The following is a 20,129-nucleotide window of genomic DNA, read 5'->3' on the forward strand; positions in this document are numbered from 1 at the left end:
TCCAAAGTATGTATAAGGAAATGGGAACAGATGAATACTATGGTCAAGATATCACACTAAACGTTCTGGGACTTTCCTCTACCCATTAAGGAACAGTAGTTGAAAAATCTTCTCGAGAAAGTGGGGCAACATGTGAAATGAAAGCTACTGGTATTGTCCGCCGTATTGATGACCTCGGTCGAGTGGTCATTCCGAAAGAAATCCGCCGTACGTTACGTATCCGTGAAGGCGATCCACTTGAGATTTTTGTGGACCGCGATGGAGAGGTTATTCTTAAAAAATACTCGCCGATTGGCGAACTTGGTGATTTTGCTAAAGAATATGCAGAATCGCTGTATGAAAGTACAGGCCATGTCACGATGATCTCTGACCGTGATACGATTATTACGGTAGCAGGTGGCTCCAAGAAAGAATATCTGGACAAGCAGGTAGGTCAACTGGTGGAGAGTTGTATGGAAAACCGGAAGACGATTATGGAGACCAACAATGGTTCTTATGAGCTTAGCAAAGATCATGACGAGACGTTATCATCTTTTGTTATCGCCCCAATCATTTCGGGTGGTGACCCCATCGGAACGGTTATCCTTTTCAACAAGGATGAATCGGTGAAGATGTCTCAGATGGAAGTCAAAATGTCTGAGACGGCTGCCGGGTTCCTTGGCAAACAGATGGAGCAATAAAAACAAGCAATCAACTCCTGGTGCCCAGAGGGCAACCAGGAGTTTTTGCATTTTAGGGAAGCTGTAGACAATGTGGATAATGTCCTGAAGGGCAGGATGCCTTGAAGGGTTAGTCTGTGCGCCTTTGGACAGGTATAATAGCTAGGTATACGTTTGAAGAGAAGAATGCACGGACGTACGCAGGAGGGACATATGAAACAGTCGTCTACAGGCTCAAGATTGCTTCAGGGCGCATTTGTGCTTGGGCTTGCCGCCATTATATCCAAAATCATTGGTGCTTTTCAGAAGATTCCGCTGCAGAATCTGGGGGGAGACGGTGTTTTTGGCATCTACAATACGGTGTACCCGTTCTATATGCTCATCATTACCATTGCTGCTGCCGGGCTGCCTGTCGCTATATCCAAATTCGTAGCCGAGCAGAATGCTCTTGGTCGACCGGAGGAGGGGAAACGGGTTATACGCTTGTCCTCGATGCTGCTTGGTGGAATTGGCCTGACGCTGGCTTTGTTGATGTATATAGGTGCACCGCTTATTGGAGATCTGATTGGAAACGGAAGTGTCGTACCGTCCATTCGGGCAGCTTCAATGGCATTGCTGTTTGTACCGGTGATGACAGGACTGCGCGGATATTTCCAGGGGTTGCAGCAAATGGTGCCTACAGCCGTATCCCAGGTGGTAGAGCAGACTGTTCGGGTCACGGTGATGATTGTTCTGTTGTTGTGGCTCATGGGGCGGGACGCTTCATTGGAAGCCATTGCAGCTGGAGCTATGATTGGTTCAGTGGCAGGAGGGTTTGCCGGGTTAGTTACGATGCTTGGATATGTGTACCATCATCGACGGAAAATTAGGGAAAGGCTCGCTGTTATGAACGATGCTCAATTAGATGGGCCAGCCAGAGAGGGAATGCGGAAATCATCTCACGGCGATAACGGGAACAACCGAGGTAATAATAAATTTTACACAAAAGAATCTTCGGCTGTGCAGGTGGAGAAAACGGAAGAGCGTCGAAGCGACAGCACCAGCCTTCTGTATGAACAGCGGCGATCCAACGGCGAATGGATGCGGACACTGCTGATCTATGCCATTCCGGTCTGCCTCGGATCATTGGCCGTGCCATTGATGAATCTGGTGGATACCTTTACGGTACCCCGGTTGTTAAGACGAGAAGGGTTGGATGAGCTTCAATCCATGGTGTCCTTCGGCATTTACAACCGTGGTTTGCCGCTGGTTCAGTTGGTGACGATGCTTGCCACGTCGCTGTCTGTGCTCTTTATTCCGGCGATGGCCGAAGCCCGGCTGAAAGGCGGGCCAGAAGCCGTAAGGCAGCAAGCAGGCCTTGCGCTGCGCTGGTTCTGGTTGATCGGCCTGGCGGCATCCGCAGGTCTGGCGGTGCTGGCAGAGCCGATTAACCGCATGCTGTACGGGGATGCCGCAGGCACCGAAGCTCTGCGGTACATGGCGCTGACGGCTGCGGGCAGCACCGTCAGCATTATCGCGGCGGCGCTGCTGCAAGGCCTCGGCGCCGTGCGCGCACCCGCGTTCAGCATGCTGGCCGCCGCAGGCGTCAAGGCGCTGCTGAACGTCATGCTTGTGCCGGCGCTGGGCATCAGCGGCGCGGCCCTCGCAGGCGCAGTCGCCTACATGCTGGCGGCTGGCCTGAATGTGGCGCTGCTGGCGCGGCTTGTCGCCCTGCGCCCGGCCCCTGGCGCCGTCCTGGCGAAGCCGGCGCTGGTGATCGCCGCCATGAGCCTGGCGGCGGCAGGCACGGCCTGGGCCGCCGAAGCGATGCTCGGCGGCGTCGGTATCGCGGCCGACCGCCGGCTGGCCGCGATGGGCGTAAGCCTGCTGGGCATAGCCGCAGGCACGGCCGTGTTCTTGCTGGCCGCGGCCCGGACGGGGCTGCTGACCGCCGCAGAGCTGGCGGCCGTGCCCAAGCTGGGGCCGATGCTGGCCAAGCTGCTGCGCAGACTGCGTGTGCTGCGCTAACCCTCGCGTTGCGCTGCTACGCTTAGCGCTACGCCTTCCATTCATCCCCGCTCTCGCATTCTAAAGCGGAGCAGCAGAGGGTAGACAAGTCACAACGTGTCATATGCAAATGCAATTATAGGATAACGTCTAATTCTGGTATAATACGTGTAATTATAGAGCCCTGTTCTGTACGATGTATGGCCCGTCCATGATTGGTTATGATCAAGGATGGAGAGTCGGAACAGGATAGTTCGGATGGAGGCTTACAAAGATGAGTGCAGCTTTGACAGTAGTCGGTCTTGGATCTGGAGATGCAGATCAGCTGACGGTAGGGATCATCAAAAAAATGAAACATGCAGCGACGCTGTATGTACGCACGCTGGATCATCCCGTATTGAATGATCTCAAGCAGGAAGGGTTGGAGATGACATCCTTCGATGCCATTTATGAGGCGAAGGATTCTTTTCCGGAAGTGTACGACGAAATTGCAGACCGGCTGATTGAGGCCGCACGCAAGGGCGAGCCAGGTACCGAGATCGTTTATGCCGTGCCAGGACATCCCATGGTCGCTGAAGCGAGCGTACGCCTGTTGAAGGAGCGCTGCCCGCAAATGGGAATTTCGCTGCGAGTTATGGGTGGGGAGAGCTTTCTGGATGAAGCGTTTATTCGACTTGGATTCGATCCTATTGAAGGTTTTCAGCTACTCGATGCCAGCAGTCTCAATACGGAACTGGTGCAGCCACAGCTTCATACCTTGATTGGACAAGTATATGATGTGTTTACCGCTTCCGACGTAAAACTGTGTCTGATGGATGTTTACCCTGACGATTATCCGGTATTTGTCGGACATGCCTTGGGTGTGCAGGGACAGGAAATCATTCACAAAGTGCCGCTGCATGATCTGGACCGGATTGAAGGGTATGGTAATCTCTCATTGATATATGTGCCCAAAAATACGGATGACGCGCTTCGTCGGCGCTCCTTCGCACGACTGCATGAAATCGTGAATATTCTTCGCAGTCCAGGCGGCTGTCCATGGGATCAGGAGCAGACCCACCAGTCCATTCGTAAAAACCTGATTGAGGAAACCTATGAAGTCATTGAAACGATTGATGAAGATGACCCTGATCACATGAAGGAAGAGCTGGGTGATCTCCTGCTGCAGATTTTGTTGCACGCCCAGATGGAAGAAGAGGTTGGTACATTTAACGTGTACGACGTAATCGAAGGGTTGAACGACAAGCTGATTTTCCGTCATCCGCATGTATTCGGTGAACAACAGGCTGAGAACGCGAATGAAGCGCTGCAAAACTGGGAACAGATGAAGGCAGAGGAGAAAAAGCGCAAGGGACAGGATTTGCAGCAGACTTCTGTGCTGGACGGAATTCCCCGCGACTTGCCTGCCTTGATGAAAGGGTACAAATTACAGAAAAAAGCGGCTAAAGTCGGCTTTGATTGGGATGACGTAGAAGGTGTCTTTGCCAAGATTGAGGAAGAACTGGCAGAGCTAAAAGAAGCAGTGCAGCATAACCAGTCAGCGGAAGAACGGAAGCTGGAACTGGGTGATTTATTGTTTGCAGCTGCCAATGTAGCGAGATTTATTGATACCGATCCGGAGGAGGCGCTTGCCGCCACCAATCGGAAATTCATTCAGCGTTTCCAGTATATCGAGGAGTGTCTGCGTGAACAGGGAAGAACTCCATCAGACAGCAATGTTGATGAAATGGAGCAATATTGGCAGGCAGCGAAGAAGGCTGGATTGTAAAGGGTCCTGGCATTTTGGGCGCTGATCCGATATCATTAGTTGCATCATGCGTATCGTGTCGTCGAAGCATCTCGGACGGGTTGCACGAGAAAGCGTGTGATTAACGGAGAGGTGTTTCGGGTACTGGACTTAGACTGTTCTTGGGCAGGACCGACAAAAAGTGAAAAAAAGTCGAAGACCGAGGCAGGATTTCAGATGCCAAGCCAGAATACATGTGTAGTAACCTTGCGCGGAGCCAGCAGCAGCAGATCTGTTGTCACGGATTCGCAGATACTTTTTTTTCAATTTGGGAGGCTTTTAAAAATGAACAAAACAGATCTGATTAACAACATTTCCACCAAAAGCGGTTTGACTAAAAAAGACGTTGAGTCCGTATTGAACGGCTTTTTGGGAGAAATTACAGATGCACTTGCCAGCGGAGACAAAGTACAACTGATCGGCTTTGGCACTTTTGAGACCCGCAAACGTTCCGGTCGTACCGGACGTAACCCGCAAACAGGGAATGAAATCGTGATTCCTGAGTCCACCGTTCCTGCGTTCAAAGCAGGCAACAAACTTAAAGAAGCCGTAAAATAATGCGTCTTGATAAATTCCTGAAGGTCTCTCGGCTGATTAAACGCCGCACCGTAGCCAAGGACGTTTCCGAACAGGGACGTGTGCTGGTGAACGGACGTGAAGCGAAACCAAGCGCCGCTGTCAAAGTGGGCGATGAGCTTACGGTTCAGTTCGGTCAAAAGCTGGTCACCGTGAAGGTGGAGCGTCTTGCCGAGAGTACCAAGAAGGATGAGGCGAGCAGCCTCTACACCTTGGTTAAGGAAGAGCCGATCGCCAAGGATAACGGTCTGAACTGGTAACAGGGATGCCTGATATACTTTTGTACACATTCATTGCAAAATGAAGAGAAACGCCTTTCCCGTACAGGGAAGGGCGTTTTTGTGTTTCTCAAAAATCGGACATTTGCTTTCAACCAACCTTGGTTCTATTCTGCACTTCTGATCCATAAGCTAGGGTTAAGAAGGAGGGGTACATGCCATGGTTGAGCAAAGTAAGACGAAACAGCATCATCTGAGCATGCAGAATCGGAAACTGCTGGATCTGACGGGTGTCTCCAATGTGGAGAGCTTCGACAGTGAGGAATTTTTGCTGCAAACTGAACTTGGGCATCTGACCATCCGGGGGCACAATTTACATATCAAAAACCTGAGCCTGGAGGACGGTTTGTTATCCATCGAGGGCACTGTCAGTTCTCTTCAATATCTGGACCCCGGTTCTCAGTCCAAAAACGGTAAAGGCCTGTTCGGCAAGATGTTCCGATGAGTCCGGATACTCAATGGATCACATTGTTGTGGATGCTGATGTCGGGAGCCGTGATGGGGGTGGCCTACGACAGTTACCGGGTACTGTCCGGTCAGCTGCGGTTCCCGAGATGGAGCGTCCACACACTAGATCTGTTATATTGGGTCGCTTCCGCGCTGTTCGTCTTCCGGATGCTGTATGCCGGGAACCACGGACAGCTGCGGTTTTATGTCTTTTTGGGGCTGATTATAGGGGTTTGCTTCTATTTTTGGCTTTTAAGTGTTACAACCCAGCGTTTTGTGGTAATGTTAATTAAACTCGCAAGAACGCTGATTCATTGGTGTGGACATATCCTTAACATCCTGATCGTTATGCCCGCTAAAGGACTATACAAGCTAGTGCGCGTATTAATTGGTTTTGTACTCGCCATCCTGTTATTCCTGGGTAAGCTGGTGCTGCAATGTTTGGTACCTTTCGGCAAGTTGTTCCGCTGGATGTTTAGGCCAATCCTGAAACATTGGGTTACGCCACGCTTCCTGATCCGTGCGGGTTCAAGTATCGCAGCGATGTGGAAACGCTGGTTTTAAGGAGGTCCGATAATGGGTAAAACACCTATGAGCAAATCAAAAGGTCCAGCAGGCCAAGGAAAATCTGCAGGTGCCAAAAGGCGTCTCATGCTCTGGATGACCTTTATGGTTGTATTTATCATATGGGCAGGATATACGTTCCTTGTGCAGACTGCGCAAATTTCGGACAAGAGTTCTCGTCTGGCTGCCCAGCAAGCTTCAAAGGAAGAGACCCAGAAGAAGCTGGATCAATTGAAGTACGAAGTCAGTCGGTTGAAGGACCCCGAATACATAGGACAGCTGGCTCGAAAAAAAGGATACTATCTGCCTGAAGAAACACCAATTCAGGTTGAAGAGTCAGGGAACTGATGTAATTTGGCTCATTATCGAGCAAGGATTGTTATCTATATGTCTGAAGCCGTTATACCGGAAAAAATAGGCTATCTTAAGGGGTAGTGCTCAGTTGACCTTGGTTTGCGGCATAAGGTATAATTAAATCAGCACAGCATTGATTTTGGCATTCAAAAATCGGGTTGTATATTTTTAAGGGAGGATCATTTTATTCTATGGCAATTGAAGTGGGCACCAAGTTAGAGGGCAAGGTGACAGGCATCACGCATTTTGGAGCATTTGTGGATCTGTCAGGAGGTGTCACGGGTCTCGTTCACATCTCGGAAATCGCCGACAATTATGTCAAAGATGTCAACGACCACCTGAAGCTTAATGACCTCGTTACCGTTAAGGTCATCAACGTTGACAAGGATGGCAAGATTGGGCTTTCCATTAAGCAAGCTGTTGACAAACCGGTTGAGCAACAAACACAGTCCAGACCCCCAAGAGCTCCTAGACCGGAACGCAGTGGAGGAGATCGCGAACGATTCAGCGGTGGAGGCCCAAGTGGTGGCCAAGGCCGTGGCGGCGGTGGTGGTGGTTTTAACCGTGACCGCGGAGGCCGTTCTTTCAAGCCCGCAGCAGGCAAACCTTCATTTGAGGATAAAATGTCACGCTTCCTGAAAGATAGCGAAGAACGGATCTCTTCGCTGAAGAAGAACACAGAAGGCAAACGTGGTGGCCGTGGAGCCAAACGCGTGTAATCTGGTTCAACCTGATTTAAAATATAAGAAAAACCGTTAGCCTTGGGGCTGGCGGTTTTTTTGCGTTTGTTTTTAATTTTGGAGGCTAACCTGTTCAGATATAGACATTTAACCGGATTCATAGCCGTTTTTGTAAAGTGAAGCTCCATATCCCCAGTTTTTCTGCGCCGGAAAAAAAGTACATAAGAACATTTGTCGTCTACCATTTTTTAGCGACAGGTTTCCGTGGCATTCCACAGGTATCCTGCTCAAATTGTGGCGATGACGAAGCGCGTCCCGTTCAAAATCAGACAAGCACCTTGTCGGCAAGGGTCGTGGCAAATGGATGAAACCACAATAAGGCCGGGGGTTCCGCACCACCGCGCCACGTCTGTTTCTTTTGTCGTAAAGTTTTTGGACCCTACCCACCAATTGTGACAAACTACGTCTTCTATTCTATCTATAATCAGAACCATCGAGAACGAAACACGAAAATTAAATTAATCGAATGGGGTGCCTTGAGGATGATGGAAAAGTGGAATGTCATTCAATTTCCGGGAATGAAAGCTGGTAAAGGAGGTACAGAAGCTCGGGAGGAGCTGTCGGTACGTCTCAAACAGTGGATTAGCTCCCGCAAGGCCGTCCAGATCGTTGCTGCACGTAAATGGGTGCTGCTTCTTACCTTTATGGGATTTTTACTGGGCAAGGCCATGATTCTGAATGAATTATCGCCCTTTGCGATTGCCTACTTTGCGGTTATTGCTTTCATGCGCAGGGATTACATCATTCCGGTAGGAGCCGCGCTGCTGGCAGGGAGCCTCTTCGCCCCATTTCCGGTACCTCTAATTGTTGCTTCGGAGCTCGCCATCTTCTATCTGTTGTTCAGAGGACTGGAGTCTTATGACCGCGCTGAATTATCTTATGCACCAACGATGGTGTTTACGACTACTTTTATGGTCAAGTTATTCGCCGTCGTCATTGGACCGTCTTTCAGCTGGTACGCCATGCTGATGCTTACGATGGATTCCGTACTCAGCTTTGTGCTTACCCTGGTTTTCATACAGGCCATACCGATCTTCACGTATCGCAAAAAAAAATTCAACCTAAAGAACGAGGAGATCCTCTGTCTGATCATCTTGCTGGCTTCCGTGATGACGGGGGCGGTGGGCTGGACAATTCAGTCCCTATCTGTGGAGCATATGCTCTCCCGGTATCTCATTCTGATCTTCGCGCTGGTGGGCGGAGCCCCCCTCGGAGCCTCGGTTGGGGTCATTACTGGCCTCATTCTGAGTTTGGCCGATATGTCGGCGGTATATCAGATGAGTCTGCTTGCTTTTGCTGGCATGCTGGCGGGTATGCTTCGGGAAGGAAAACGTACGGCGGTTGCTCTGGGCATGCTGCTGGGTTCCTCTATTCTATCCATATATCTGGGTGGTCCGGGAGATGTCATGAATTCTTTATGGGAAACGTGTGCAGCGATCGTTCTGTTTATGCTGACGCCAAAAAGCATGCTGACGGCCATATCCAAATATGTTCCTGGCACGCAGGATCATACGAAGTCGCAGCATGAATATGCGAAGCGGATCAGGGATGTCACCGCAGAACGGGTCACCCGCTTCTCGCAGGTATTCCGTCAGCTGTCACGCAGCTTCGATCAGATGTCCGGCGCGGGGGAGCCGGTACAGAACGAAGGCGGGATGGAGCATTTCATGAATGCTGTAGCCGAAGGCACATGTTCAGGATGCTTTAAGAAGGCGCAGTGCTGGGATTCGAAGTTTATTCAAACCTATAAATATATGACCGATGTGATGAGTTCCATTGAAGCCAATCCGGAGATGTCAGGCAAGCAGATTCCGGTGGAATGGAACAGGGTATGTGCGAAACCGGAGGAGGTACTTGAAGTGATGCGCGCCCAGTATGGTCTGCATCAACATAACATGCAATGGAAACGTCAGATTATAGATAGTCGACAGCTGGTTGCTGAGCAATTATCAGGGGTATCCCAGGTAATGGAGGACTTGGCCAAAGAAATTCAACGGGAAAGTGAGGAGATGGTACAGCAGGAGGAACAGATTCGGGATGCGCTTGAGTCGTTAGGTCTGTCCATACATTCTATTGAAATCATTAATCTGGAAGCGGGGAATGTGGAAATTGAGATTGTCCATGCCTATACACGCGGATTTGACGAGTGCCGGAAAATAATCGCTCCGCTGATCTCAGATGTACTGGACGAGCATATTGCCGTCTTGAATGAGTCCATGCTCGACCCTCGCCAAGGGCTGGCGACAGTCACCTTCGGCTCTGCCAAAACGTTTGAGATAACAACGGGTGTTGCCGCTGCCGCCAAAGGGGGAGATGTGATGTCCGGGGACAGTTTCAGTACGGTTGAACTGGGAAATGGCACATTTGCAGTTGCGCTTAGCGATGGCATGGGCAATGGCGAACGGGCACGAATGGAGAGCAGTGCTGCGCTAAATATACTGGAGCAGCTGTTACAGTCGGGCATGGATGAGAAGCTGGCGATCAAATCGGTCAATTCCGTTCTGATGCTGCGTTCTCCTGAAGAAATGTATGCAACGGTGGATATGGCTCTGATCGATGAATATACGGCAGAGACCACGTTTATGAAAATCGGCTCGACTCCAAGTTTTATTAAACGAGGGCAGGAGGTTATTCAGGTTTCGGCAAGCAATCTGCCGATTGGTATTATCAAAGATATTGAGGTGGATTTGGTAACCGTACAGCTCCAGCCAGGGGATGTTTTAATTATGATGACAGATGGTATCTATGATGCACCGGGGTATGCCGTCAATAAAGAACTATGGATGAAGCGACTCATTCAGGAAATTGATAGTGATGATCCTCAGGAGGTAGCGGATTGTCTGCTTGAAAGTGTTATTCGTTATCAGCAACATGAGATCTATGATGATATGACTGTAATTGTAGGCAAAATAGAACATTATCGCCCGGAGTGGGCCACATTGAGAGTACCCGGAATAAGCCGGATGGAGCGTCCGCGTACCGTTAGTTAATTGCATATTCCTCTGTTTGAAGTCTCTTCATTCTGGCAATGCTAGTCATAGAGTTGGAGAGTAACCCAAAACGGAGGGATATCGGATGAAACAAATCTTGTTGATCACCGACGGTTGTTCCAATGTAGGTGCAAGCCCGGTGCTGGCAGCGGCGGAAGCACGTGAAGAGGGAATTACGGTCAACGTGGTCGGTGTTATTGATTATGGAACCATTGGTGAGCTGGGTAGTCGGGAGATCGAGGATATTGCCAAAGCTGGAGGTGGAATCAGTCAGATCGTAGGCACCAGGCAGCTTGCGCATACGATGCAGATGATGACAAGAAAAACGGTGGTTCAGACCATTCAACAGGCGGTTAATAGAGAGTTAACACAAATTCTGGGAGAGCACGAGCCCAAAACGGTAACAGACCTTGAACCTGCTAAACGTGCGCAGGTCGTTGAAGTGATGGATGATATGGCCGAGACAACACCGCTTCAAGTCGTTCTTCTCATTGACGTAAGTGCCAGTATGAAGCCGAAGCTTGCTGCTGTGGAGGAAGGGATTCGGGATTTAATGCTTAGCCTGCAGGCACGAATGGGTCAGAGCCATCTTTCCGTCTTTCATTTTCCTGGACGACATAGCGGAGAAGAAGCTGTCATGGACATCGACTGGACAGCTGATCTGAGCCGTGTTCGTTCACTATTTGGACGTTTGCAAATGAAGGGAGCGACGCCGACAGGTCCTGCGATTCAAAGGGTGATTGATTTTTACCGTTATGGTACACTGGAGGGACAGCAGGAAATAGAAGGGAACTATCGCATTGAAAGAGAAGGGATGCTCGGTGACAACGTTGTCTGACGCCTCTTTCCCGCCAGGAACAGTCATCACTGGGAAATGGAATCGCAGCCGTTATACGATTCGGAAGCTGCTGGGCAAAGGAGCCAACGGCATCGTTTTTCTTGTCCAGCGAGGTGAGAATGGCAAACATTATGCGCTTAAAATGGGATTTGACCCTGTAGATCTGCAATCAGAAATTAATGTGCTCAAATCTTTTCAATTACAGCGTAATCATGAGGCCCTTCGGCAGAGTGGCATTCCTTCTTATCTGAAAGATGTGGATGATTACGCCATTCGTGGTCGTGATATTCCCTTTTATGTGATGCGTTACGTTCGGGGGGAATCTCTGCACCACTTCATTCGGCGTCATGGAACGGATTGGACACTTCTGGTTGGACTCAGACTATTGCAGAAGCTGGCTCAATTGCATCAGGCTGGATGGGTGTTTGGCGATCTCAAACCTCAAAATGTACTGGTATCGGATTATGGGCAGGTAGAACTTATCGACTATGGTGGAGTAACTTCTATTGGCCGGAGCGTCAAGCAGTTCACTGAATGGTATGATCGCGGATTCTGGAATGCGGGCAGCCGAACAGCAGATGGTACCTATGATGTGTTTGCTTTTGCGCTATTATTGATTCATGTACTTGAAGCTGATGCACTCAAAGCGCTGGCTGCAGAAGGGTTACCCCAACTGCGAAGTGTGAACCAGCTTACAGCGCTTGTGGAGCGCAGCGAACGTCTTCGCCCCTTTCGAAACTGGACTATTCAGGCGTTACGAGGTCAGTTTCAGGATGCCGGACACGCTGCTAAGGTCTGGAAAGAGATGATGGCACGTCCTTCTCCTCTTCGTCGCCGTTCCAAAAGTACAACACCGCGTTGGCTCAAAAATGCATTTGCTGTATCCGTTATATTACTTATTGGGGTACTCATCTATGCACTACGATTCTGACCTGTGAGCGTGCATATACATAACGTAAGGAATGAGGAACAGGTATGGAGGCTTTACGCTGGAACAAGCTGGTGAATAACGTGCTGGATGCAGCGGAAGAGCATCAGTTATGGGTTCCCGGGGATCGGATTGTCGTCGCAGTATCGGGCGGACCGGACTCGGTAGCTTTTTTGCATATCATGCATGAGATCAGTACCAGGCATGTCCCGCTGGAGTTGATCTGCGCCCATGTACATCATGGTTTTCGGATTGAATCCGATCATGAAGCCGAGATGATGAAGGAACTTGCGCACCGTCTTGGCATAGCATTTGAATGGGTGAAGGCCGATGTACCTTCTTATATGAAGCTTACCGGTCAAGGTCCTCAGGAGGCCGCGCGCAACAAACGATATGAGTTTTTGCATGAAGTGGCTGCCAAATACGATGCGGCAAGCATTGCACTGGCCCATCATGCCGACGATCAGGCAGAGACGGTTATGCTTCATTTGCTGCGCGGTAGTGGGCTATCCGGACTCGCGGGAATGAAGTTTAAACGGCGAGAAAAAAATGTGGAACTTATTCGTCCATGCCTTCGTATAAACAAGACAGACCTTGTAGAAGCTTGTAATACCCAGGGTTTTCTGTATTTTAATGATGAAAGCAATTCCCTGCGTAAATATCGGCGTAATGCCATTCGCTTGGATGTGCTTCCTTTTTTGGGGCAATATAATGGGCAGTTGACGCCGTCTTTGAATCGACTTGCCGAAATCGTGGGCGATGAAGACGATTTCATGGAACAAGGTGCATATGACGCATACAGGTGTCTAGTGCAGGCGAACGGCGGAAGGCAAACCTTTGAGGTGCCTTCCTTTTTGAAGTTACATGTCGCTTTACAACGAAGGTTGATTAAACTAATATTGAATTATCTGCCTTTGGACAGTGATTTTGTCGACTTTACCCGTATTGAGACCATTCGCCGCAAGGTTATTCAGCCTGAAGCGACGACCTGGAGCCTGGATATAGGACAGACACTCGCCTGCACCCGGGAGTATGATCTGATCTCTTTCGGCGTACGGACTGACGTACAGGGTCAATCTTACGAATATCGTCTTGCTCAATCGAGCGGAACCTATGAGCTTTCTCTCACGGAAATCGACCGGCATGTTCGGCTCGTTCCGATGAGTCCCGAGGACTATCATGTACCAGAATCGGCGGATCATGCCGCATTTGATGCAGATCAACTGCTTATGCCGCTGGTTGTGCGTTCACGGTTACCTGGAGATACCATGAAAGTGATGGGATTAAACGGAAGCAAAAAGGTGAAAAATATTTTCATCGATGAGAAAATTCCCCCTTCTGTCCGTTCACGGGTTCCCGTGGTATGTGATGGAGCAGGCAATATCATCTGGTTACCGGGTGTTCGCCGGTCTAGTGTAGCTCCTGTAAGGGAGGATACTTCCGCAATCCTGTACATGACTGTAGGCGATTCAGCGATTCAGGGGTAGTGGTTATGGTTCAGGTAAGGCTTTCATATGTATAACTTAGGAGGTTCGCACAGTTGCAGAACGACATTCAGGAAGTATTGATCAGTGAAGAAGAGATTCAGAGTAAAATCAAGGAATTAGGCGCAACAATAAGTGCCGAATATGCAAATCGCAATCCTTTGGTCATTTGTGTGCTGAAGGGTGCGTTTATATTTATGGCTGATTTGGTTAAGAACATTACGGTACCTGTTGAGATGGATTTCATGGCAGTATCGAGTTATGGCGCTTCCACCAAATCATCCGGCGTGGTCAAAATCATTAAGGATCTGGATGAATCCGTTGAGGGACGCGAGGTTCTGATTGTAGAGGACATTATTGATAGTGGACTCACGCTCAGTTATCTGATCGAACTCTTGCAGAACCGCGGTGCTGAATCCGTCCGCGTGGTTACGCTATTTGACAAGCCTTCAGGTCGCAAAGTCGAACTTGAAGCCCATTACACCGGCTTTGACATTCCGGACGCATTCATCGTTGGCTATGGCCTGGATTATGCGGAGAAGTACCGGAACCTCCCTTACATCGGGATTCTGAAACCGGAAGTTTACAGCAACTAATGCTTAAGCTAGTTCCAAGCCCATATCTGTTGGTGGCTTCTGTTGAGAAGCCATGTTGGGCTATGTTAAAATAATTAAAGTGTCTCGAGAGGAGGTAGGGGATGAATCGGTTCATCCGGAATTCTGCTTTTTATTTGATTCTTTTTTTAGTTGTGGTGGGGATAGTCCAGTTCGTCAGCAATGGCGGCGAAGCCACCGATAATCCTAGATATGATCAGTTGCGCGCGGCGATCAAGGCCAATAACGTCTCTGAATTGACGGTTCAATTCAACGGTCAGACGTACCTCGTGACCGGTCAATACAGGGAGACGCCTGACGGAGCCAAATCAGAAAATTTCTCAACGTATATTCCTCCTACGGATGAGGCAATTAGTGAGCTTGTAACTGCAAGCGAAACGAACAAATTCCAATATCATCAGGAACCTATGAAAGGTGACAGCATCTGGTTGACGTTGCTGACTTCCTTTATTCCTTTGATCATTATGTTCCTGCTGTTCTTCTTCCTGTTTAATCAGGCTCAAGGCGGCGGCGGTAAAGTAATGAACTTTGGTAAAAGCCGTGCTCGTCTCTATAACGAAGAGAAGAAACGGGTTACATTTGAAGATGTTGCGGGTGCTGACGAAGAGAAGCAGGAGCTTGTTGAAGTCGTGGACTTCCTCAAGGACCCTCGTAAATTCGCAGCAGTAGGTGCACGGATTCCTAAAGGCGTATTGCTTGTGGGTCCTCCGGGTACAGGTAAAACCTTGCTCGCTCGTGCTGTTGCCGGTGAAGCGGGTGTACCATTCTTCAGCATTTCCGGTTCTGACTTCGTTGAAATGTTCGTCGGTGTCGGTGCATCTCGTGTACGTGACTTGTTTGAAAATGCGAAGAAAAACGCCCCATGTATTATCTTTATCGATGAGATTGATGCTGTAGGACGTCAGCGTGGTGCTGGTCTTGGTGGTGGTCACGACGAACGTGAACAAACACTCAACCAGTTGCTCGTTGAAATGGACGGATTCGGAGCCAATGAAGGTATTATCATCGTTGCTGCAACGAACCGTGCTGATATTCTGGACCCTGCCTTGCTGCGTCCAGGACGTTTTGACCGTCAAATCACGGTTGATCGCCCTGACGTGAGAGGTCGTGAAGCGGTTCTGAAAGTACACTCACGCAACAAACCACTCACCAAAGATGTGAAGCTGGACATTATTGCGAAGCGTACTACCGGATTCTCCGGTGCAGATTTGGAAAATCTCTTGAATGAAGCGGCATTGCTTGCGGCACGTCGTAATCGTAGAGATATTTCCATGCGTGAGGTAGACGAAGCGATTGACCGTGTCATTGTGGGTACGGAGAAGAAAAGCCGTGTTATCAGTGACCGTGAAAAACGTATTGTTGCTTATCACGAAGCAGGTCATACCATTGTAGGTTACTTCCTGGAACATGCCGATATGGTACATAAAGTTACCATTATTCCGCGCGGACGTGCGGGTGGATATGTAATCATGTTGCCAAAAGAAGATCGTATGCTTGTAACTAAGCAAGAATTGCTGGACAAAATTACTGGACTCCTTGGCGGCCGTGTTTCCGAAGAACTCTTTATCGGGGAAATCGGTACCGGTGCATACAGTGACTTCCAACAAGCTACGGGTATTGTCCGTAGCATGGTTATGGAGTATGGTATGAGTGAGAAGCTGGGACCTATGCAGTTCGGTAGTTCGCAGGGACAGGTATTCCTGGGTCGTGATATCGGTCACGAACAGAATTACTCAGATTCCATCGCTTACGAGATCGATCAGGAAATGCAACGCTTTATTAACGAATGTTATGAGAAGTGTAAAGACTTGCTCGTTAAACATTCCAAAGAAGTGCATCTGATCGCTCAAACGTTGCTGGAAGTGGAAACATTGGAAATGGATCAGATCAAACAATTGATCGAGACCGGTTCCCTGACTCCAAAAGATGAAAACAGCAACGATGGCGAAGGTACGCCTAGCGAAGGCGGAGAAGCGATCATCGACAACATCGGTGATGTACGTGTCCGTATCCAAGGCAAAGATGAAACGCCTGAGCCACCAGCCGGAGATATTCCTAACGAAGCTCCGAACCTGGATAAAGGAAACAGTAATGACCCAGATGATGGTGGAACGAAGCCAACGTCTTAATTTATAACACCATCTGCCTATCGTGGCAGATGACTAAAGAGAGCCTTCGGGCTCTCTTTTTTTATGTATTCCTTCAAATTGTATAGATAATGATAACCGGGAGCTTTAGGGCGAACCACGTAGGAAATGGGCGGTTATGTCCTTGTTCTGGGGCGTTTTCATTTATTGACAGAGTCGTGAACGTTGTGTACATTAGGTGTTAAACCGCTTGTGATTCGTTTCTCAAGCGAAAATAACGACTTGGATTTGCCATATAAAACAGCGTAGAGGCTGTTCCGATAAGGAGAGGATCACAGGTGGAAGCTCTGGCTTTAGAGCGCAAGGCTGAGATGAACCGGGAGCTGCGTGAGCGGCTGATGGAGTTGAAGAAGGAACGGAATGCCATTATTCTTGCCCATTATTATCAACGTGACGAGGTACAGGAGGTCGCTGATTTCCGAGGAGATTCGTTTCTGCTTGCTCAGAAGGCAGCGCAGACCGATGCGGATGTTATCGTTTTTTGCGGGGTTCATTTTATGGGTGAAAGCGCTAAAATTCTTGCTCCTAACAAAACGGTTATTATTCCCGACGAGCGTGCAGGCTGCCCAATGGCAGACATGGTGAACGTTGAAGGCTTACGTAAATTGAAAGCACAGCACCCGAATGCCAAAGTTGTAACGTACATCAATTCTTCAGCTGAGATCAAGGCAGAGACCGACATCTGTTGTACATCGGCCAATGCTGTCAGAGTCATTCAATCTGTTGATTCCGATGAAATCATCTGGGTACCGGATAAAAATCTGGGACATTATGTGCAACAACATACAGACAAGAAAATGATTATCTGGGAAGGTTACTGCAATACCCATGATATGCTGACGGTCAAAGACGTGGTTGAAATGAGAGCGAAGCATCCAAATGCCGAGTTTGTTGTTCACCCAGAATGTCGTCCTGAGGTTGTAGAGATGGGTGATTTCGTAGGTAGCACAACCGCCATTCTGGAATATTGTAAAAATTCATCCGCTAAGGAATTTATCGTAGGCACTGAGGATGGTACAGGATACCAACTGCGTCTCGATAGCCCGGACAAACAATTCCACTTTGCTACCAAGTTCCTTGTATGTCCGAATATGAAGGTCAACAACTTGAAAAAGCTGGTTAAATGTCTCGAAACGATGAAGCCGCAGATTTACGTGCCACCGGCTGTTGCTGACAAAGCCAGAGAATCACTAGAGCGCATGTTACTGGTGAAGTAGCATGCGCTACTCTTGCTCCAAGACAGGTGAAATAACATGATACCGCAATATTTAGTGGATTTTGATCTGTCCGCGCTGCCGATGGTGGAGACGGATGTGCTGGTTATTGGTTCAGGCATTGCTGGTTTGTTTACTGCGATCAAGGCGAGTGAACAACGCAGTGTGTTGATGATCACGAAGAAGTCGTTACTGGAAAGTAACACCCGGTATGCGCAGGGTGGCATTGCTGCGGTTATTGCTGAGGATGATTCACCTGCCTATCATTTGCAGGATACACTTGTTGCCGGAGCGGGATTATGCCGCTCCGAAGCAGTCGAAGCATTGGTGAACGAGGGCCCGGACGGCGTGAAAGAACTGATTCGACTGGGTACTTTGTTTGATCTGGAGAACGGCGAGTTGGCGTTGACGCAGGAAGGTGCGCACAGCCACCGCCGTATTTTGCATGCCAATGGAGATGCAACGGGATATGAGATTGTGCGTGCATTGGCTGCGCAGGCGAATGAACATCCCGGGATTGAAGTGTGGGATGAGCATTTTGTCATTGACCTGATTACAGAGCAGGGAGAATGTGTAGGTGCGTTGGTTCAGAAGGCTGACGGTTCGCAAGTATTTGTGAAGGCGGAGGCAACCGTATTATGCTCTGGTGGGGCTGGACAGTTGTACCGATATACCACTAACCCGGAAGTGGCTACAGCAGATGGTGTGGCGATGGCCTATCGTGCCGGAGCGGTTGTCCGGGACATGGAGTTTATCCAGTTCCACCCGACCTCCCTTTGTTATCCGGGAGCCCCACGTTTCCTGGTGTCCGAGGCTGTTCGTGGCGAAGGAGCCTATTTGCGAAATGTGAAAGGCGAGCGCTTCATGGAGCGCTATCATGTACAGCTTGAACTGGCACCACGGGATATCGTCGCCCGGGCCATTGTCAGTGAGATGGAATCGACAAACAGTACGTTTGTATATTTGGATATCACTCATGAATCGGCGGAGATGATTAAGCATCGGTTTCCTACTATCTATGAGACCTGTATGCGATACGGACTGGATATGACCACAGACTGGATTCCTGTCGCTCCTGCTGCACATTACATGATGGGTGGAGTGAAGACCGATCTTAGCGGGGAGAGCAGCATTGGCCGGTTATTTGCCTGCGGTGAGGTATCCTCTACTGGAGTACATGGTGCTAATCGCCTGGCAAGCAACTCTCTGTCTGAAGCCATCGTCTTTGGCGGGAGAATTGTGGATCGCATTCAATCCCTTCCTCCGCTTGCTCCACTGCAGTCAAGGGTTCCCACATCAACAAGCATTCGCAGGAGTATAAAGGAAGAACAGAAGCCGGTGTCCGAAAAACGCTTGCGTCTGCAAAAAATGATGGTACGTCAAGTGGGGTTGCGCCGGAATGGCGTTAACCTGCAAGCAGCAATAGAGAAGCTGCAACAAGAACTGCAATTTTTTGATCAGAAGTTTACTCACAAAGAAGAGATGGAATATGCCAACTTGTTGACCTGTGCCTGGTTGGTTACCACTGGAGCATTACACCGCGAGGAAAGTCGGGGAGCCCACTACCGTGAGGATTTCCCGCAGCGTGACGATGCCGTATGGCAGAAGCATAGTCTGCAGCAGCGAGAACAAGCGATTGTGGAGGAATTGATGTCATGATACTGAACGGATATAATGAAGGACTCATCGAATCAATCAAAAACTGGCTTCGTGAGGATGTCGGTGCAGGGGATGTCACAACAAGTGTGACGATTCCCGCTGGCAATCAGTCCAAGGCCGTTATACATGCCAAAGACAATGGAATCATTGCAGGAATTACGGTAGCAGAACTCGTGTTTCAGGTAGTGGATTCTGGCCTTGTGTTCACAGCGATGGTAAAAGACGGTGACGCAGTTACCCGTGGTACGATTCTTGCAGAGGTAGAAGGGAGCACACATAGCTTGCTGACAGGAGAGCGTCTGGCTCTTAACCTGCTTCAGCGTATGTCTGGTATCGCTACCCGCACACGTACCTATGTTGATGCGTTGGAAGGCCTTTCTACACGACTGGTCGATACTCGTAAAACAACACCGGGACACCGCCTGCTTGAAAAATATGCAGTGCGGGTTGGTGGCGGAGCAAATCACCGGTTCGGCCTCTATGATGCCGTCATGATTAAGGATAACCACATCAAGGGCGCAGGCGGGATCACTGAAGCGGTACAGCGTGCCCGGGCCGTCATTCCGCATACAATGACCATTGAAGTCGAGACCGAAAACCTGGAACAGGTCAGAGAAGCCTTGCAGGCTGGGGCAGATATCATTATGCTGGATAACATGCACCCAGATCGGATGCGTGAGGCCGTCGCTCTTATTCGTGAGCAGGCTCCGCATGTGAAAGTTGAGGCATCGGGCAACGTCTCGCTAAATACCATTCGTGGTATTGCAGAGAGCGGAGTGGATGTAATTTCAGTTGGCAGGTTAACCTACTCTTTTGAGAGCCTGGATATCAGCCTGGATTTAAACGAAAAGAAAGAGGGGTGAAC

18 protein-coding genes are annotated in these 20,129 nt (G+C 49.3%); all 18 read left to right on the forward strand.

Features of this window, described 5'->3' with window-relative positions:
- Positions 1-137: 137 nt before the first annotated feature.
- Positions 138-680, forward strand: coding sequence for a stage V sporulation protein T (gene spoVT, locus MKY42_RS00235; protein ID WP_090905211.1), 543 nt, complete (start codon positions 138-140; stop codon positions 678-680).
- Between the two features lie 192 nt (positions 681-872).
- Positions 873-2,666 (forward strand): polysaccharide biosynthesis protein, encoded by a 1,794-nt coding sequence (locus MKY42_RS00240; protein ID WP_339852641.1) that lies wholly within the window; start codon positions 873-875, stop codon positions 2,664-2,666.
- Between the two features lie 253 nt (positions 2,667-2,919).
- Positions 2,920-4,413: a nucleoside triphosphate pyrophosphohydrolase gene (gene mazG, locus MKY42_RS00245; protein ID WP_090905207.1), complete on the forward strand. Its 1,494-nt coding sequence runs from the start codon at positions 2,920-2,922 to the stop codon at positions 4,411-4,413.
- 303 nt (positions 4,414-4,716) lie between these two features.
- Positions 4,717-4,989, forward strand: coding sequence for an HU family DNA-binding protein (locus MKY42_RS00250; protein ID WP_017691362.1), 273 nt, complete (start codon positions 4,717-4,719; stop codon positions 4,987-4,989).
- Positions 4,989-5,267 carry an RNA-binding S4 domain-containing protein gene (locus MKY42_RS00255; protein WP_024633720.1) on the forward strand — a complete coding sequence of 93 codons (279 nt, stop codon included), beginning with the start codon at positions 4,989-4,991 and terminating at the stop codon, positions 5,265-5,267. Before MKY42_RS00250 ends, MKY42_RS00255 begins: the two co-directional genes overlap by 1 nt.
- A gap of 178 nt (positions 5,268-5,445) precedes the next feature.
- The gene (yabP, locus tag MKY42_RS00260) at positions 5,446-5,730 is read left to right on the forward strand and encodes a sporulation protein YabP (protein WP_053778920.1); all 285 of its coding nucleotides are present in this window, start codon (positions 5,446-5,448) and stop codon (positions 5,728-5,730) included.
- Entirely contained in the window at positions 5,727-6,296 is a 570-nt protein-coding gene (gene yabQ, locus MKY42_RS00265) for a spore cortex biosynthesis protein YabQ (RefSeq protein ID WP_090905205.1), read from the forward strand. Before yabP ends, yabQ begins: the two co-directional genes overlap by 4 nt.
- A 12-nt stretch (positions 6,297-6,308) precedes the next feature.
- Entirely contained in the window at positions 6,309-6,644 is a 336-nt protein-coding gene (locus MKY42_RS00270) for a septum formation initiator family protein (protein WP_179262243.1), read from the forward strand.
- Positions 6,645-6,841: 197 nt separating this feature from the next.
- Positions 6,842-7,369 (forward strand): S1 domain-containing RNA-binding protein, encoded by a 528-nt coding sequence (locus tag MKY42_RS00275; RefSeq protein ID WP_024633724.1) that lies wholly within the window; start codon positions 6,842-6,844, stop codon positions 7,367-7,369.
- Positions 7,370-7,872: 503 nt separating this feature from the next.
- On the forward strand, positions 7,873-10,380 hold the full coding sequence (gene spoIIE, locus MKY42_RS00280; RefSeq protein WP_339847896.1) for a stage II sporulation protein E: 2,508 nt from the start codon (positions 7,873-7,875) through the stop codon (positions 10,378-10,380).
- 85 nt (positions 10,381-10,465) lie between these two features.
- A complete protein-coding gene (locus MKY42_RS00285; protein WP_339847897.1) occupies positions 10,466-11,218 on the forward strand; it encodes a hypothetical protein in 753 nt (250 codons plus the stop codon).
- Positions 11,202-12,149 (forward strand): protein kinase, encoded by a 948-nt coding sequence (locus MKY42_RS00290; protein WP_110002343.1) that lies wholly within the window; start codon positions 11,202-11,204, stop codon positions 12,147-12,149. The genes MKY42_RS00285 and MKY42_RS00290 overlap by 17 nt, the downstream gene beginning before the upstream one ends.
- A gap of 44 nt (positions 12,150-12,193) precedes the next feature.
- Positions 12,194-13,633: a tRNA lysidine(34) synthetase TilS gene (gene tilS, locus MKY42_RS00295; protein WP_090905199.1), complete on the forward strand. Its 1,440-nt coding sequence runs from the start codon at positions 12,194-12,196 to the stop codon at positions 13,631-13,633.
- Between the two features lie 53 nt (positions 13,634-13,686).
- On the forward strand, positions 13,687-14,226 hold the full coding sequence (gene hpt, locus MKY42_RS00300; protein ID WP_024633729.1) for a hypoxanthine phosphoribosyltransferase: 540 nt from the start codon (positions 13,687-13,689) through the stop codon (positions 14,224-14,226).
- 101 nt (positions 14,227-14,327) lie between these two features.
- Entirely contained in the window at positions 14,328-16,373 is a 2,046-nt protein-coding gene (gene ftsH, locus MKY42_RS00305; protein WP_090905197.1) for an ATP-dependent zinc metalloprotease FtsH, read from the forward strand.
- Between the two features lie 296 nt (positions 16,374-16,669).
- On the forward strand, positions 16,670-17,608 hold the full coding sequence (gene nadA / locus MKY42_RS00310) for a quinolinate synthase NadA (RefSeq protein WP_024633731.1): 939 nt from the start codon (positions 16,670-16,672) through the stop codon (positions 17,606-17,608).
- A gap of 36 nt (positions 17,609-17,644) precedes the next feature.
- On the forward strand, positions 17,645-19,264 hold the full coding sequence (gene nadB / locus MKY42_RS00315; RefSeq protein WP_339847907.1) for an L-aspartate oxidase: 1,620 nt from the start codon (positions 17,645-17,647) through the stop codon (positions 19,262-19,264).
- Positions 19,261-20,127, forward strand: coding sequence for a carboxylating nicotinate-nucleotide diphosphorylase (nadC, locus tag MKY42_RS00320; RefSeq protein WP_339847910.1), 867 nt, complete (start codon positions 19,261-19,263; stop codon positions 20,125-20,127). Before nadB ends, nadC begins: the two co-directional genes overlap by 4 nt.
- The last annotated feature ends 2 nt before the right edge of the window (positions 20,128-20,129 follow it).

Origin of the sequence: Paenibacillus sp. FSL W7-1088 (assembly GCF_037969855.1) — a bacterium.
In the GTDB taxonomy this organism is placed as follows: Bacteria; Bacillota; Bacilli; order Paenibacillales; family Paenibacillaceae; genus Paenibacillus.

What these genes read in the sequence shown, in the direction of transcription:
- spoVT (WP_090905211.1), top strand. Translation starts at nt 138, where the DNA reads ATGAAAGCTACTGGTATTGTCCGCCGTATTGATGACCTCGGTCGAGTG.
- MKY42_RS00240 (WP_339852641.1), top strand. Translation starts at nt 873, where the DNA reads ATGAAACAGTCGTCTACAGGCTCAAGATTGCTTCAGGGCGCATTTGTG.
- mazG (WP_090905207.1), top strand. Translation starts at nt 2,920, where the DNA reads ATGAGTGCAGCTTTGACAGTAGTCGGTCTTGGATCTGGAGATGCAGAT.
- MKY42_RS00250 (WP_017691362.1), top strand. Translation starts at nt 4,717, where the DNA reads ATGAACAAAACAGATCTGATTAACAACATTTCCACCAAAAGCGGTTTG.
- MKY42_RS00255 (WP_024633720.1), top strand. Translation starts at nt 4,989, where the DNA reads ATGCGTCTTGATAAATTCCTGAAGGTCTCTCGGCTGATTAAACGCCGC.
- yabP (WP_053778920.1), top strand. Translation starts at nt 5,446, where the DNA reads ATGGTTGAGCAAAGTAAGACGAAACAGCATCATCTGAGCATGCAGAAT.
- yabQ (WP_090905205.1), top strand. Translation starts at nt 5,727, where the DNA reads ATGAGTCCGGATACTCAATGGATCACATTGTTGTGGATGCTGATGTCG.
- MKY42_RS00270 (WP_179262243.1), top strand. Translation starts at nt 6,309, where the DNA reads ATGGGTAAAACACCTATGAGCAAATCAAAAGGTCCAGCAGGCCAAGGA.
- MKY42_RS00275 (WP_024633724.1), top strand. Translation starts at nt 6,842, where the DNA reads ATGGCAATTGAAGTGGGCACCAAGTTAGAGGGCAAGGTGACAGGCATC.
- spoIIE (WP_339847896.1), top strand. Translation starts at nt 7,873, where the DNA reads ATGATGGAAAAGTGGAATGTCATTCAATTTCCGGGAATGAAAGCTGGT.
- MKY42_RS00285 (WP_339847897.1), top strand. Translation starts at nt 10,466, where the DNA reads ATGAAACAAATCTTGTTGATCACCGACGGTTGTTCCAATGTAGGTGCA.
- tilS (WP_090905199.1), top strand. Translation starts at nt 12,194, where the DNA reads ATGGAGGCTTTACGCTGGAACAAGCTGGTGAATAACGTGCTGGATGCA.
- ftsH (WP_090905197.1), top strand. Translation starts at nt 14,328, where the DNA reads ATGAATCGGTTCATCCGGAATTCTGCTTTTTATTTGATTCTTTTTTTA.
- nadB (WP_339847907.1), top strand. Translation starts at nt 17,645, where the DNA reads ATGATACCGCAATATTTAGTGGATTTTGATCTGTCCGCGCTGCCGATG.
- nadC (WP_339847910.1), top strand. Translation starts at nt 19,261, where the DNA reads ATGATACTGAACGGATATAATGAAGGACTCATCGAATCAATCAAAAAC.